General features: G+C 37.9%; 12 protein-coding genes and 1 pseudogene. 9 read left to right on the top strand and 4 right to left on the bottom strand.

Annotated features, from left to right (window positions below; genetic code table 11):
- Positions 1 to 204 precede the first annotated feature (204 nt).
- The 6 genes and pseudogenes from fliB to yaaA all read left to right on the top strand — a co-directional run bounded on the left by fliB (position 205) and on the right by yaaA (position 5,726).
- Positions 205 to 1,341 (top strand): flagellin lysine-N-methylase, encoded by a 1,137-nt coding sequence (fliB, locus tag BET01_RS13650; protein WP_243117216.1) that lies wholly within the window; start codon positions 205 to 207, stop codon positions 1,339 to 1,341.
- A 98-nt stretch (positions 1,342 to 1,439) separates the two neighbouring features.
- Positions 1,440 to 1,592, top strand: a pseudogene (locus BET01_RS22540) (cell filamentation protein Fic); the annotation flags it as partial.
- A 179-nt stretch (positions 1,593 to 1,771) separates the two neighbouring features.
- Complete coding sequence (locus BET01_RS13640) at positions 1,772 to 3,730, top strand: glycoside hydrolase family 9 protein (protein ID WP_166428733.1); 1,959 nt, start codon at positions 1,772 to 1,774, stop codon at positions 3,728 to 3,730.
- 449 nt (positions 3,731 to 4,179) lie between these two features.
- Entirely contained in the window at positions 4,180 to 4,590 is a 411-nt protein-coding gene (locus tag BET01_RS13635) for a peptide deformylase (protein WP_120197363.1), read from the top strand.
- Between the two features lie 98 nt (positions 4,591 to 4,688).
- A complete protein-coding gene (locus tag BET01_RS13630) occupies positions 4,689 to 4,982 on the top strand; it encodes a peroxiredoxin (protein ID WP_120197362.1) in 294 nt (97 codons plus the stop codon).
- A 3-nt stretch (positions 4,983 to 4,985) separates the two neighbouring features.
- Positions 4,986 to 5,726 carry a peroxide stress protein YaaA gene (gene yaaA, locus BET01_RS13625; protein ID WP_120197361.1) on the top strand — a complete coding sequence of 247 codons (741 nt, stop codon included), beginning with the start codon at positions 4,986 to 4,988 and terminating at the stop codon, positions 5,724 to 5,726.
- Positions 5,727 to 5,750: 24 nt separating this feature from the next.
- Here yaaA and BET01_RS13620 read toward each other — a convergent pair whose 3' ends face one another.
- Positions 5,751 to 7,010, bottom strand: a complete 1,260-nt coding sequence (locus tag BET01_RS13620) for an alpha/beta hydrolase (protein ID WP_120197360.1) — start codon at positions 7,008 to 7,010, stop codon at positions 5,751 to 5,753.
- A gap of 187 nt (positions 7,011 to 7,197) precedes the next feature.
- Entirely contained in the window at positions 7,198 to 7,620 is a 423-nt protein-coding gene (locus BET01_RS13615) for a MarR family transcriptional regulator (RefSeq protein ID WP_158585062.1), read from the bottom strand.
- Positions 7,621 to 8,314: 694 nt separating this feature from the next.
- Here BET01_RS13615 and BET01_RS13610 point away from each other — a divergent pair.
- The 3 genes from BET01_RS13610 to BET01_RS13600 all read left to right on the top strand — a co-directional run bounded on the left by BET01_RS13610 (position 8,315) and on the right by BET01_RS13600 (position 10,612).
- Entirely contained in the window at positions 8,315 to 9,295 is a 981-nt protein-coding gene (locus BET01_RS13610; protein ID WP_120197358.1) for a VanZ family protein, read from the top strand.
- A 75-nt stretch (positions 9,296 to 9,370) separates the two neighbouring features.
- Positions 9,371 to 9,835 carry a MarR family winged helix-turn-helix transcriptional regulator gene (locus BET01_RS13605; protein WP_330512878.1) on the top strand — a complete coding sequence of 155 codons (465 nt, stop codon included), beginning with the start codon at positions 9,371 to 9,373 and terminating at the stop codon, positions 9,833 to 9,835.
- A 363-nt stretch (positions 9,836 to 10,198) separates the two neighbouring features.
- The gene (locus tag BET01_RS13600) at positions 10,199 to 10,612 is read left to right on the top strand and encodes a metal-dependent transcriptional regulator (protein WP_243117215.1); all 414 of its coding nucleotides are present in this window, start codon (positions 10,199 to 10,201) and stop codon (positions 10,610 to 10,612) included.
- A gap of 183 nt (positions 10,613 to 10,795) precedes the next feature.
- Here BET01_RS13600 and BET01_RS13595 read toward each other — a convergent pair whose 3' ends face one another.
- Positions 10,796 to 11,707: a helix-turn-helix transcriptional regulator gene (locus BET01_RS13595; protein ID WP_120197356.1), complete on the bottom strand. Its 912-nt coding sequence runs from the start codon at positions 11,705 to 11,707 to the stop codon at positions 10,796 to 10,798.
- 68 nt (positions 11,708 to 11,775) lie between these two features.
- Positions 11,776 to 12,933: a DJ-1/PfpI family protein gene (locus BET01_RS13590; protein ID WP_158585061.1), complete on the bottom strand. Its 1,158-nt coding sequence runs from the start codon at positions 12,931 to 12,933 to the stop codon at positions 11,776 to 11,778.
- Between the last annotated feature and the right edge of the window lie 308 nt (positions 12,934 to 13,241).

Below are 13,241 nucleotides of genomic sequence, written 5' to 3'. Positions count from 1 at the left end.
AAAGTCAGAATCATATCTTACAAAACAGAAAAGAATATCCTGCTACACAGTCTTGGGAAAATGATGGAGCAATTATTGAAACAATAACAGTCTATGGGTTATCTGAAAAAACAACAAAATAGTTATATACTGGGTTTAGTAAGAAGCACTGAGAAAATAAGAAGTATACAAAATGACGCTATCAGTGTATTTTAGGAGATGATTATGAAGAATGAAATCAAAACGGATTACTATGACAATTTTACCTGCATTGCAGACAGGTGTTCGTTTACTTGTTGCCAAGAGTGGAAGATTGCAGTAGATGATGATACTTATATAAAATGGAATCACTTAAGCTTAACAAAGCAAAACAATGATTATTTAGATCAATATGTAAGACAAAAAGATGGCACACGTGTCATTGCTTTGAATGAACAGAAGCAGTGTCCTTTCTTAAATGAACAGAAACTTTGCAATCTAGTATTGACTTTTGGAGATGAAGTTTTGTCTGAAACTTGTGCGATTTTCCCAAGGCAGATACACGAATTTGCAGATAGAAAAGAATACTCTTTGGTATCCTGCTGCCCAGAAGTTGTGGATTTGATGAATCAGCAGGATAAAATTTGTTTTACGAAGAATATGTTTGATATGGATGAAGACATTTTGTTGCAGATTCGAACTATGATGATTACTATTATACAAAATCAACACTTTTCTATTTCAAAGAGTGTGATGATGATTTTTTATATCCTTCTGGAGATTCATCAAAATGAATCTGTATTAAAAAAAGAGATAGACGAATATAAGGACAAAGCTGTCTTAAAAGAATTATCAGATACCATAGATAACATGAAATTTCTAAGTTTAGATACTTTTGAAGAAAATAATGAACTTTTTTTAGATATAGCTGAAAATTATCGAAAGCAAGAACTATATACCAGTTATCTGGAACCAATAGCTGTGTTAGCGGAAAACTTATCGAGAGACTATGATAAACGTAAAATGATTGTACAATTACAGAAATTCGAAAAGCAGTTTTCTTCTTATGAAAAGTTATTTCGCAATTATCTTATTGTAGAAATTTTTTCAAATAGTCTGATGCCAGACTCGGATTTGGAAAGTATGGTTGTTATGATTCAGTGGATTGCTATGGAATATGCGATAATGAGGCACTCAATCTTTCTAAGTTGGTTACTTGATGAACAAGAAAAACTGTCTTATACAGTGGTACGTAATTATATAGTTGTTATATCACGAATGATGGGATATGACCAAGAAGATATCTGTGAATATCTGGATAAAAGCTTTAAAAACTTAATCTGGGAATGGGGATATTTGGCTTTGCTTATTGGAGCGAATTAAGGTGAATAATTTGATATCACCGAGTTTTTACTTAAAGAATATACCAATATAATACTCCGTGCATGTGGGTAAGACGGGAATAAAAAATTGAACTGAAACTTGCTAATGATACTGTTTGGCTTTCAATTGATCAGGTGGCCGAATTGTTTCAGAGAGATAAGTCTACTATCTCACGCCACATAAAAAATGTTTTTAATGAGGGTGAATTAACTCGAGATGGAGCTGTTGCAAAATTTGCAACAGCTCCATCTTTGAATTTGTTGATTCAGTGAAAATATTAAAGGTATTAAATAATAACTATAAATTAGTTTACAAAATAATTTTTTATTTCTTTTTATAGTATGTAACTGGAAGATATATAAAACGCCGGCAACATATTTATTCAGTTATATCCTAACTAAATGTTAAAAATCTAAAGGAGGAAATAAAAATGAATGTTAATTCTTCAGGAAAAGCTTTTACTAAGGAACATAAAAATATGGGTGGAAATCCCAACTTAACAGGGCTTGAATCAGCAGAAACTGCAAAAGCGCAGACAAATTATAATTACGGAGAAGCATTACAAAAAGCAATCATGTTTTATGAGTTCCAGCGCTCCGGAAAACTTCCGAAAACCATCCGGAATAACTGGAGAGGAGATTCCGGTCTGACGGATGGAGCAGACGCCGGACTTGATTTGACCGGCGGTTGGCACGATGCAGGTGATCACCCGAAATTCAACCTACCGTTGGCGTACACGGCTGCTATGTTAGCCTGGAGCGTTTATGAATCAAGGGCCGCCTTGAAACAGAGCGGTCAGCTTGATTATCTGCTAGAGGAAATCAAGTGGGCAACCGACTATCTGATAAAATGCCATCCATCTGCTAATGTATTCTACTATCAGGTAGGTGACGGCAATGCTGACCATTCCTGGTGGGGACCTGCCGAGGTTATGCAGATGGCACGTCCATCCTTTAAGGTAGATTTAGCAAGGCCTGGTTCTTCCGTAGTAGCTGGGTCAGCAGCAGCTTTAGCTGCCGCAGGTGCTATATTTGCAGAAAGCAATCCGACTTATGCCGCAGAATGCGTCCGTCATGCCAAAGAGCTCTTTGCTTTTGCAGATACCACCAAGAGTGATGCAGGCTATACTGCAGCCAATGGTTTTTACACCTCCTACAGCGGTTTTTATGATGAACTTAGCTGGGCAGGTACCTGGTTGTATCTTGCAACAGGAGAAACCACTTATTTAAACAAAGCGGAATCCTATGTGAAAAACTGGGGAACAGAATCCCAGTCCACTACCTTTGCTTACAGATGGGCTCATAACTGGGATGATGTACATTATGGCACAGAAATCCTTCTTGCCAGGATCACAAACAAAGCAATTTATAAGACAGCATCAGAAATGCATTTGGATTACTGGTCCACCGGTTATAACGGAGAACGTGTCTCCTATACACCAAAAGGCCTTGCCTGGTTGGATTCCTGGGGAGCTTTGCGTTATGCTACTACCACAGCCTTCTTAGCAAGTGTTTATGCAGACTGGTCCGGTTGTACCGCTTCCAAGGTAACTGCGTATAATACCTTTGCCAAGCAGCAGGTGGATTATGCTCTGGGTAGCGCAGGACACAGTTTTGTGGTTGGATTTGGTGAAAATCCTCCAAAGAGACCTCACCACAGAACGGCTCACAGTTCTTGGGCTGACAGTCAGACGGTTCCCACCTATCACAGACATACAATCTACGGTGCTTTAGTTGGCGGTCCCGGAAGAGATGACAGCTACACCGATGATATCGGTAATTATGTAAATAATGAAATTGCATGCGATTACAATGCAGGATTTGTAGGTGCCCTTGCTAAATTATATGGGGTGTACGGCGGAATGCCAATTGCTGACTTTAAAGCAATCGAACCGGTAACCAATGATGAGTACTTTGTAGAAGCAGGAATCAATGCCTCCGGCAGTAATTTTATTGAAATCAAGGCACTTTTAAACAACCGCTCTGGCTGGCCTGCTAAAATGGGAGATAAGCTGTCCTTTAAATACTTCATCGATATTTCAGAAGTGAAAAAGTTGGGATATAAAGCATCTGATATTACGGTAAATACCAATTACAATAACGGAGCTGTGGTATCCAAATTACTGCCATGGAATGAAGCGTCCAATATCTATTATGTCAATGCAGATTTTACCGGAACCAAGATTTATCCTGGCGGACAGTCTGCTTACAGAAAAGAAGTACAGTTTCGGATTGCAGCGCCATCCACAGTAACCTGGAACAATGCCAATGATTTTTCCTATACGGACCTTTCTGGAGCTACCTCCGGAAATACCGTAAAAACAGCATATATTCCGGTATATGATGCAGGAGTAAAAGTATTTGGCAAAGAACCCGGCAGTACCGTATAGTTCCACTATCAAAATTGAGCATGAGAAGTAGACATTCTGGGTGTTCTGTTATTCGATTTATTAAATCCTCAAACCAGGTATCATCTGGTTTGGGGATTTTTTGATACTCATCCTGCTATTGTATCAAAACATATATTTGATAGAGTGTAAGAGGAAATGAAGTGTTTTTTAAGCTGGTAATGTGTTATAATTTGTATGTAAAAAATGAACTACAGTGTAGTTCAAATAATATCTATTTATCCGAGGAGGAAGTTGGTTGTAGCAGAAAGCCTGAGGCAGAAGTGCAGAAAGGTTATGCCAATCTGACTTATTAAAACAGATAAGCAAATAATACAGTAAATAAAGACAGGCATTAGCGTAATTGTACCATATGGTAAATATACGGTATTGCCTTGGCAGAAGAATACTCTGAAACACAACTATTTTGAGCAAATGAAAGAAGGTTTGTAATGATTAGATCAGTAATGAAGGATGTCATTTTCCTGAATCAGAAGTCAGAACTGGCAACGGAAGCGGACATGCAGGTTGTTCAGGATTTGCTTGACACTTTAAAAGCCAATGAAGCAGGCTGTGTAGGAATGGCGGCTAATATGATTGGTGTCAAGAAGAGAATAATAGCAGTGAGTATGGGCTTTGCTAATATTGCGATGATTAATCCAGTGATTGTAAAAAAGTCTGGTGAGTACGTGACGGAAGAAGGCTGTCTTTCTTTGATTGGAGTTCGTAAGACTACCAGATATAAGGATATCGAGGTAGAGTTTTGGGATATGAATTTCAATAAACAGTGTCAGAAGTTTACTGATTGGATTGCACAGATTATACAACATGAAATTGACCATTGCGATGGCATCGTGATATAGAAGAATAGGCAATGATGGAAATTGTAACAGTGAAATGAATACTAGAAAAGCGGAAGAGAAGGATTTTATATTTAACATAAGAATCAGGAGGTCAGATTGTGATAGAGACAGGAACAAAAGCACCAGCATTTTCATTGCCGGATCAGAATGGGCTGATGCACACGTTAGAGGAGTACAAGGGTAGGAAGGTTATTTTATATTTCTATCCAAAGGACAATACTCCGGGCTGTACCAAGCAGGCTTGCAACTTTGGAGAGTTGTATCCGCAGTTTCAGGAAAAGGGGGCTGTGGTTCGAACCACATATCTCATTGATGAAGATGGGGTAATTGTACAAGCCTTTGGTAAAGTGAAGGCAGAGGAGAATCCGGCACAAATGCTGGCTCACTTATAGGATATGAAGATAATAATTTCTCCAGCAAAGAAGATGAACGAGGATACGGATTCCATTGAGGTTACCGGAATACCCGGATTTATTAATGATGCAAAAATATTGATGCATGAAATGAAATCCATGTCCTTATTAGAAGGTAAGGAATTGTGGAAATGCAATGATAAATTAGCAGAATTAAACTATAAGCGCTATAAAGATATGACTTTGATGCGTAAACTGACACCGGCAGTAATAGCATATGAAGGCTTGCAGTATCAGCATATGGCTCCGAAAGTGCTCACAGCTAGAGCACTTTCGTACCTATCAGAGCATTTGCGTATTCTGTCAGGCTTCTATGGAGTACTAAGGCCCTTTGATGGGGTAACGCCATATCGACTAGAGATGCAGGCAAAGCTATCCGTGAATGATTGCAAAGATTTATATGATTTCTGGGGAGACCGGTTGTATCATAGTCTGATGGACGATGACAGAATTATCCTTAACTTGGCTTCGAAGGAATACTCACAATGCATCGAAAAACATATCACACCAAAGGATCAATTTATTACGATTGAGTTTGGTGAGCTGGTGGAAGGGAAAGTGAAGCAAAAGGGAACAATATCTAAGATGGCTCGAGGTGGTATGGTACGGTTCATGGCAGAGAATAATATTTCTGATCTGAATGGTCTCAAGGATTTTAAGGAGTTGGGATTTGCTTATTCCAAGGAGCTTTCCAGCAGTTCAAAATACATATTCTTGATGTGAGAACGCCATACTCTTTACCTAGGGCTAACAGTTATAGTCTAGGGCTTCGTCCAAGAAATCGAACTGCACCTGGAACCGCAACGCCAGATTGTTGATTTGGCAGTGGAAATCGGCTCCATCCTCTGCTTTCCCGATCCACAAAGCTTTCTTCTTGGAGGACGCTTTTTCATAACATTCCGTTGCTTGCCTCACAACCTCAGGGCCCTCAGATTCTGCGCGAATAGACAGGAAAGCGCATTTGAGATCTCGAGGATCCAGCTCCATATTACTTTCTGTTGCAGGCAACCATTCTACAATACTGTCGAAACCATGCATCCAACTAACTCGATTAAGTGTTACACGGGAAAGCCATGGCAAACTATTTATAATCTTCTTGGACTCTTGTGCATCCCCCATAATGAACGGAGGCATAACACCATTTTTAATCACGAGTGGCCAAGAATATAATGGTGCACTAGCAACTAACGCAGCAAAACGATCATCATTAGCCGCATTGAAGGTACTCTTCATACCACCATAACTATCGCCGCATACGACCAGCCGTTTAGCATCTACGTCATGACGAGCAACAAGGAAATCAGTGGCTGCATGATAGGCACCTAGCAAATCGGCTTTTGGGAAGTTCTTTGCTGTGATCTCGGGGTTATAGGATCTTGGTTGCACATCATAAGGAAGATCTATGAGCAATGCGTTATACCCTCGATCAATGGCTTCTTTTCCTCCAAGGAAGAAGGTGTCCTCCTTATGTGATTCTCCACCGTTGTGGAAAATGATTGTTGGTTTTGGCTTGTTACTGTTCTCAGCCTTCAGAAAAATGCCCGGAAACTTATAGCCTTTGTATTCGATTTCCACAAACTCATGGTTTATCGTTTTAGACATAGCGTCAAGATATTTCTTGAAACACTCTACGGTCTTAAAATAGACTGGAAAGAAATCCGCATCCGTCGGATCTATCGCGCAGTAGGATGCTCTGTAGTACCCGAAGGCTCGTAAGAACGCTTGTCCAGCACTAATCCGATGTCCTTTTTTCAGGCAGTCTTCGCCAATTGCTTCAATCTTTTTTGCCTCTTTCTCAAACCCTTCTTTCCAGCTCACAGCGGACTTTGCATCAACTTTGCGAGCGACTTTAAACAACTCACCTGGCGTGCAGGCACCATAGGCTATCCATCCAACGAACCATTGAAATATGAAATCCAGATCTTCGTCTTCGGGGTCCATGAAGAAGAGCCTGCTTTCCGAATTCATGCGTTCAGCTAATATCTCATTATTTTTTACTGATGGCATTTCTCACATCTCCTTTTCTAATAAATATTTTGATTATCATTTGCACAAGATCTTCCAGGATCTAATCAATGCTCTCAGAATGGTAATAAATTAAGGCTTTATGTACCTCCTTTACTGGCAGGTGATTCCATCCACCCGAGCCCCCTCAATATCCTTATCTGTGAAGACTGCCGTAATCAATCCAATCTCAATCGTTTAGACGACGTCCCCCTTGAGCAATCATCTGTGTCATACCCCTGGTTACCATTTCTAGAAAATCAGAAATCAACTGTGTTTCTTTCTGATCCAATCCTGTTGTAAACTCTTGCCAAACTTCCCACATGCATTCATGGTGTTTTTGATGCCCTTCACAGATTTGTTCTCCTAGGGGGCTAAGCCGGGAAAAAACCTCCTTTCGGTTGCCATCTTTTTTGTAAGACTCAATCAGTTCTTTATCCAGCAGCTTCTTTGTACCCTGGCTCACCGCTCCGCTGGTTATTTCCAAATAAGCAGCCAGTTCGCTTACATTTGCTCCCTCCTGGGACTTTATGGCCTCCAGTAGGTGAATCTCAGAATGGGAAAGCAAGAAATCACCCCCATAGGACCAAGGTGTCTGCATCTCCTGAATCATCAGGTTACCCATCTGATAAAATTGTTCTATTAAATGTTCTTTGTTTTTCATAGTAACTAAATAATATAGTAACTAAATAATAATGTCAAGAAGTTTTTTGATTTTAGTATATTACGAAGGGATGGATGTAGGAAGCAATCGTACAGGCAATCCAAAATCAGACACATAAATTAATTACTGTTTTTTAAGTGTTACTTCTTTCCTCATGATTTGATACTGCAGGAATAGCAATGGGGTATGGGGATAAAACTAAACTTATACCATTTATACCTTAGGATATGTTCTAACGAATATCACTGATTGCAAGAAATGTGGACAAGCTGGTCTGATCGAAATATGGATACAAAAGTGTCCTGTGGGAGTGTGCGAACCACCAGAAAACCGGCACAAAGAACTGCAATAACTCTCCAATCTTAGAAGAGTAAGCCTTGCAGTAAGGTTATATAGAAATTATTGGATATCAATTCATATAGAAACGATAACCAATTTTACTACCGAATAAGTCTATATCAAGAGATAAAAAACAACTAGCCAACTTAAGGCATGTAGAGGTTGTAGTGGTTTTAAAGATAGCCTGAGACTATTGAAAATAACGAGTCTAATTAGGATCTATGACAGATGACGATAGATACTTTTTTATTGCAGATTGAAGAGGTAAGAATATTATGATATTCTATAAATGGAGGTGCTAAGAATGAAAAACCAACAAAAAGAAACACCAAATGGCAATGAAGTGTTATCTGATAATCCTGTAGCTATCAATAATAAGTTACGTAGATATATTCTTATAGGAACTATAATATATACAGCTTTAATTTTGTACCTCATGTTCTTTGGGTTTCATAGAATCGAGCAGAAAATCGATTATAATCAGTATACATTTATATTTGTCCCGGAAGGGATTCTCCTAAGGTTTCCAAAACTAACAATGTCTTGGTTATACGATTTTGGAAACATTGCCGCTTTTATCCCTTTTGGAATCATAATTCCATTGCTGTATCGAACCCGTTTTAGAAAGTTCATCACATTATTTATATTAGTGATCGGCTTTTTGGAAGTGCTACAGTCTTTAACATTCCTGGGTACGTTTGACGTTATGGATATTATATCGAATACATTAGGTGCAATCATGGGATTCGTTGCTTATAAAGTAGGGTTTTCCTCTGAGATAACCTTTAAAAAGCTTGTTGCCTCGGCAGTCTCTGTTCTTATATTATTTATTGGGGTTATGACTGCTTCTGAAACAATTGATTATGTTGTACATGTGAATGAAAGAATAGGGCCTGTTGAAGCAATAAACGAAATAAGTGGAACCGCACCAGTAACTGAAAGTATATCAACGTTCTCGGTTCAAGGCGAAAAAATAGAGCCTACTTTAAATTTGTTTAGCAGCAGTGATGGAATGAGTAAAGATTATCTTTTTAAGTTAGGCAAGGAAAATCTATGGTTCTATGCTAATATTGGTATTCCCGACGGGGAAGAATATAGTGGCTCCGCTACGATTATGGTCAATGGAGAAGAGCTGATTCAATTTAGTGATAAGGACGAAGATAAAAATACGTTTAAAATGAGAATGTTTTTTGATTCGGAAATTGAAGATGTTAAAATCATAGTCACTGGAAACGCTAAAGTATGGGATGTTAGCATTGCAGAAATAAAGCATTGGTGGGAGTAATTGTGATAACGAAAAAATGTGCAATATCGACTTGACAAAAGCGTATAGCAACCATATACTATTGGTATGGAAAAGATGAAAAACAACAAACATGACATTGCAAATGAATCCTTAGATTTGGCGTTGGCCTTAATGGAACTAGATAAAAAGACACGTTACTACGGAACGGATGTTCCTATTTTTCACTCTGAAATTCATGTAATAAAGGCAATCGCCGAACATTCATACATTCATGTGGGTGGTCTAGCCGATATCCTAGGAGTAACAAAGGGAGCTGTTTCCGAAATTCTTAAAAAACTGGAGAGAAAGGCTTTGGTTAAAAAAGAAGTTGATGAACTCAATTTATCTAGATATTTGCTGAGTCTAACGGAAAAGGGGCAAAAAGCCCATAAAAATCATATGATTTACCATGATATTATAAACAACATGGTGGACACTGAGCTGCAAAATGCTACTGAGGCGGAAATTCAATTTTTGTCAAACTTTTTGTTAGCTTTAATCAGCAAGGTTCAAAACTTTGATGAAAATATCATTCAATAAAAATTTTATTAAAGAGTATAGCAACCATACACATTTTACACATAATAGGTAGGAGGTACAAACATTAAAAAGAAAATAATAGAACATCAAACCTTTGATAATAATGAGGAAAGCGAACGGCAGTATCGAGAAAAACTTAAAGTTGACCAAAGAATACATCAAACATTTTTAAATTCTTTTTTCCAATGCTTCTGTGTTCCATTTTATCCATATGACAATACAATATTTCCACAAACCGACTCGTTTATCAAGCATCCGGGTGATAACGAGAATAAAAAGGGTTTAAAATAATGGGAAAATTAATTGAATTAAAGTGTATGGTATCTATACACGTTGCACTAAAGTTAAAATGGAGGATCTGCTGTGAAACATAACAAGTGTCATCATTTGGAGAAAAAACTTAGTCCTTCAAGAGAGGAATATTTAAAGGCTATATATAAACTTTCTGAAAGAACGCAATTAGTACGCTCAATTGACATTGCTGTATATTTAGGAGTTTCAAAGCCTAGTGTTCATAGTGCTGTGACTACATTACAAAAAGAAGGGTTGGTTATCAAGCCTTTGGGTGGTGAAATCCAGCTCACTGAGGAAGGCCGCAAACAAGGAGAGATAATTACAACTAAGTTTCAGGTTATAAGCCAATTTCTAATTACTTGTTGTGATGTGAATGAACTGATCGCAAGCGCAGATGCATGTAAAATAGAACATATTATTAGTAATGATGCTATTTTAGCTCTAAAAAAATATTTGGGGTTGGTACAAGGTGATGCTCTTTGAAAATGCAAAAATGATTTTTTTTGAACCTAGGTTAGTATTTACTAACTAAACTGCAAAATCATTCAAAACAAAGGGCATGCATGACACCACCGAAAGACCTTCCAAAGACGCGATGGAAGGGAAGACGGAAGAAGGAAGAGAATAAATGTCCTGGTATCCGCCTATCTTGAAAAACCTAAATTTTTACAGCATGGTGCAATGAATCGATCTATATTCGGAAGGAGAATAGCCAAAATTTTTTTTGAACATCCTTCCAAAGTGCGTGATATCAGAGAAACCTACCCTCTCGATAATCTCAGAGATAGGTAATAGAGTTTCTTTGAGCATTTTCGACGCTAAATACAGTCTTAGACTAATGAGATACTCCATTACTGAATGACCTGTAATCCCACGAAATCTTTCTGTTAACGAGGTTCTGTTGATATGAAATTTATCGGTAAGCTCTTGTATGGTTATCTTATTCATATAATTTGTGTACAAATACAGAATGATCTCTTTGATATCGCCAGGGTCTTTATCAAGCTCTACGCTTTCAAGGGCCTCATCAATAATGAGTAATCTTGATAACAAAAAAAGCATTTCAATTAGATAGGTTCTGCTTCTGCAGGGCCAATCATCATCCAATTGAATATCCAAGGCATTTTTTATATTGTCAATAATGTTATGTATTCTGCGTGCGTTGCTGGGGCCAAGATGCAATAAACCCATAAATTCATTTGTTTTTCTTAAAAACGGGTTTAACCAGTATAGATCTTGTATTTCATTTAAAGATAGCTGATGATCAGATGCTCTAAGTACAGGAAAATCGAAATGTTGATTGATAATTTGTGGGTGAAAGAAGATAGCCGTACACTGAAGAGATACTTCTGATTCCAAAGAAAATGTATCTGTCTCATTCAGACAGAGAGCAGATGGAGCTACGATGATTTGTTTGTGATTATTAAGAGTAAGTATTCCAGTACCAGAAATAACAAAAATCATTTTATAATGGTCTCGCTTATTTGCACCATCTGTGAAGCAGTTGGCGCTTGTATGGTGGATAGGAAACTGAAAGCCCGGATAAAATATTTTACCCTCTGTAAAGTATGTACTCATACGACCCCTCCTGAGCAATGATATATTTAATTATATCACTGCTCAGGAAAGAAATATAGAATTTTCATTTAATTGCCAAGTATTTTTAGCTCCTCACACAGCTTTAATCCGAAAGCTACGGAAGCATCTGGATTTCTTCCTGTAACAATATTACCGGATACAACAACCTCTTGATCAACATAGTTAGCCCCATTTTTGGTTAATTCCTTAATACCATCACTCCAGGGGAACATGGTTGCTTTTCTGTTCTTAAGAAGACCAGCTCTTGCCAGAATCGGCGGTGCTGCACATATTGCTGCTATCATCTTTTTTTCTTTATCTGCATCTTTTAGTAGATTTCTGAGATCTTTATCATCCCACAAACTACCGATTACTCCTGTGCCACCAACGATAACGATCCCATCATAATCCGTTGCTTTTGCATCGGATATCATAATATCAGTGGTACAAGTTGATCCATTTAGCCCAAGAGCTGTTGTTGTAGTGCTTGCTACAGTTACATTAGCTCCGTTTATCTCAAGCAACGTTTTGGGAGCGTATAACTCTACATCTTCAAAATCTATTGGGGCTACTACCATTAATATATTTTTAGAGAATTTTCTGATTTTTAAAGCGTTACAGATAGCCAGTCCAAAGCTTTTTGACGCAGCTGGATTTTTTCCTGTTACGATATTTCCATCCGTAACAGTCTCCTCATTCACATATATGGCACCTCTTGAGGTAAGTTCCTTGATTCCATCGTCCCAAGGAAACATGGTAACTGTTTTATCTTTTAAGATTCCGGCCTTAGCGAGAGCTGGGGGAGCTGCACACATAGCTGCAACTATTTTGCTTTGAGAATTAAATTGCTGAATCAGTGTTCTCAGTTCTTCGTTGTCCCATAAATGACTGATAACGCCGGTTCCTCCTGCTAATACGATGGCATCATAGTCATCAGTCTTTGCATTACTGATTCTGATATCTGGTGTTAATTTAAATCCATTAATACCAATTGCTGTATCCGTTGTTGTGCTAGCGATTATTACTTCTGCACCGTTAGCCTTTAAAATAGCCATGGGTTCAACAACTTCACAGTCTTCAAAATCCTTTGGTGCAATTACCATAAGAACCTTCTTTTGAGTCGATGTTTCCTTTGCACTGACGGTATTGATTGGACCAAATACAAAAGCTCCAAGTACCATAAATAAACTCACTGCAAAACAAATCACTTTTATTACTTTTTTCATCTCTTTTACCTCCATTTGATATCTATAGTTTATCAAATGAGTATTTGATCTGTAATAGCGAATTGTCAGTGCTTTTCGGTGTATTAACAGGAAAATAATATAATTACTACCACAACGGGTGTCCGAATGCAGGATATGCTGGTCGACGTTGTATTTATTCCGGTAATTGATTATCTCATGCAGCAGTTTTCTACCCGTGAATGGTTTCATAAGCATAAGCACAAGATGATTTTGTGTATTAATTGAATCTTAAATTGTATATAAAATAGTTAAATGTTATACTATATTAAGTATTTATGAAAAACGGG

It is taken from the genome of Lacrimispora algidixylanolytica (assembly GCF_003609635.1).
Taxonomy (GTDB): domain Bacteria; phylum Bacillota; class Clostridia; order Lachnospirales; family Lachnospiraceae; genus Lacrimispora; species Lacrimispora algidixylanolytica.
The sequence above is the reverse complement of the archived record's forward strand: the minus strand, read 5'-3'. Positions and strand labels throughout refer to the sequence as shown.